This window comes from Pseudoalteromonas sp. P1-13-1a, from assembly GCF_001401875.1.
Lineage (GTDB): Bacteria > Pseudomonadota > Gammaproteobacteria > Enterobacterales > Alteromonadaceae > Pseudoalteromonas.
Window position 1 is genome coordinate 1 of sequence record NZ_LKDV01000075.1, and the last position, 1032, is coordinate 1032.

Consider the following 1032-nt stretch of genomic DNA (forward strand, 5'->3'; position numbering starts at 1 on the left):
CATCAAACAATCTCGAAGTTTTTCCAATTGTAATTTAACCTTTTCATCTTCAACCATTAATTTATTCAACCTACCTACAGCTTTCGATATCGCCGAATAATGCTCAACATTAAAAACAGCTGCTAATGCCTGCAAATTTAACCCCGTTAAATCTTGGCATAATTTAATAGCAAACCAGCGTGGTAAATTTTTCTCTTTTCGCCCCTTTTTAACCGTTACTATATCATCTACCTCAACATTAAAGTGTTTAGCTAAGTAGGCTATAACATCATCTGCTAAGTGCTTTTTCTAACAAGCTTTCTTTCGCTATCTGACTTGGCAATATAGTCTTTTATGTTTTCAATAAAGTCCTCACAACCCAAAACCGACAATAACTTTTTAGCACTATAAAAAGCGCTTATTTCTTTATTGTTTTCATATTCAACAAACTGTTTACAAGCAGCATATTTACACTTTTTTCCTTGAAGCGAAAATATAAAGTCCCGAACTAACCATTTCGGCGTCGCTGTGTTTTTGATAAAAGCTGAATAGCTAGACCATGTATACTTAGCAAGGTTATCTACCAGTGGTGTGTTCGTTTCAATTGGGTTACGGTGAATGTACCGACTAACATGCAATAAATAGTTATCTGCATCCACCAGCACCGCTTTGTAGCGCCCTCTAAACAGTGCACCATCTTTATTGTGTGTTCTATTAAAGTATTGAGTATAAAAGCCATTAATATGCTTCATGGCTCGGCCTAAATTTGCATCAGGGGTTTTGATTAGCAGGTGGTAATGATTGGTCATTAAACAATAAGAATGCACTTCAATATTAAAGCGAAGGCTTGCTTGCTCAATACAATATAAAAAATACTTAAAGTCGTCATCGCTCAAAAAGGTATTTTCACGCCCTCTTCCCCGATTCATTACATGATAAAACGCATTCTCATACTCTATTCGCAGCGGCCTAGACATAGTAATTCACTCAATGAGTAGTAATCTATAAATCTAGACATTTGAAGTCTGAAGTCAAGATTTGACCCCAATGGTT

General features: G+C 35.9%; 1 protein-coding gene and 1 pseudogene. Both read right to left on the reverse strand.

Features of this window, described 5'->3' with window-relative positions; genetic code table 11:
- A pseudogene (locus AN391_RS20840) lies at positions 1-264 on the reverse strand (hypothetical protein); the annotation flags it as partial.
- Positions 265-275: 11 nt separating this feature from the next.
- A complete protein-coding gene (locus AN391_RS19820) occupies positions 276-956 on the reverse strand; it encodes a transposase (protein WP_235576508.1) in 681 nt (226 codons plus the stop codon).
- Between the last annotated feature and the right edge of the window lie 76 nt (positions 957-1032).